Origin of the sequence: Deinococcus pimensis DSM 21231, from assembly GCF_000519345.1 — a bacterium.
In the GTDB taxonomy this organism is placed as follows: domain Bacteria; phylum Deinococcota; class Deinococci; order Deinococcales; family Deinococcaceae; genus Deinococcus_A; species Deinococcus_A pimensis.
Genome location: NZ_KI912635.1, coordinates 80,971 through 81,741, shown reverse-complemented (window position 1 = coordinate 81,741; position 771 = coordinate 80,971). Strand labels below are relative to the sequence as shown.

1 protein-coding gene and 1 pseudogene are annotated in these 771 nt (G+C 72.1%); one reads left to right on the top strand and one right to left on the bottom strand.

The window, feature by feature from the left end; all coding sequences use genetic code 11:
* Nucleotides 1-318, top strand: a pseudogene (locus DEIPI_RS0107530) (SGNH/GDSL hydrolase family protein); the annotation flags it as partial.
* 4 nt (nt 319-322) lie between these two features.
* On the opposite strand, the gene DEIPI_RS29405 reads toward DEIPI_RS0107530, so the two are convergent.
* Nucleotides 323-771: prephenate dehydratase (locus tag DEIPI_RS29405; RefSeq protein WP_045233853.1), on the bottom strand; the 449-nt coding region annotated here is incomplete at its 5' end.

The window sequence follows — 771 nt, the reverse complement described above, 5'->3', positions numbered from 1 at the left end:
AGCGCGGCGACCCCGCTGCGCTGCGATTCGGACGCGGCCCTCACGGCGGCGGAGTACGCGGCGGCGCAGGCGACGGTGGAGGGCTACAACGCCACCATCCGCGAGCTCGCGGCGGCGCGCGGGATGCTGGTGTTCGACGTGAACGGCGTGCTGGCGCAGCTGCGCGGACGGCCCCTGATCCCGTCGGCGTCCGCGCCCTTCGGGTCGAGCTTCAGCCTCGACGGCGTCCACCCCAGCGCCAGCACGCACCGCCGCTTCGCGTTCGAGCTCGCGCGCTTCATCAACGCGAACTTCGGCACGAACCTGCGGACGTGGTGAGGGGTTATTCCTCGGGTTCGGCGGAGCGCGGGTAGGACCCGATGACCTTCACGAAGCTCGCGCGGCGCAGCACCCCCACGAGGGCGGAGGCGATGGCGGGCTCGCGCGCGTCGCCCTCGAAGTCCACGTGGATGAGGTAGCTCCACGCGCGGTCACGGCGGGGCCGAGACTCGATCTTCGTCATGTTCAGCCCGCGCAGCTCCGCGAGGGTCTCCACGAGGAAGCCGGGCGTGTGACGCACCGCGAACACCAGCGACGTCTTGTAGGGCGCGCCCGGCACGTACGGCGGCTCCTCGCGGGAGAGCACGAGGAAGCGGGTGTAGTTGAAGTCCATGTCCTCGATGCCCTCGGCGAGCACGTCGAGGCCGTAGAGTTCCCCGGCGCGGCGCGACGCGATGACGGCCTCGTCGTGGGCGCCGCGCCGCACGAGTTCCTCGGCGGCGCCCGCCGTGT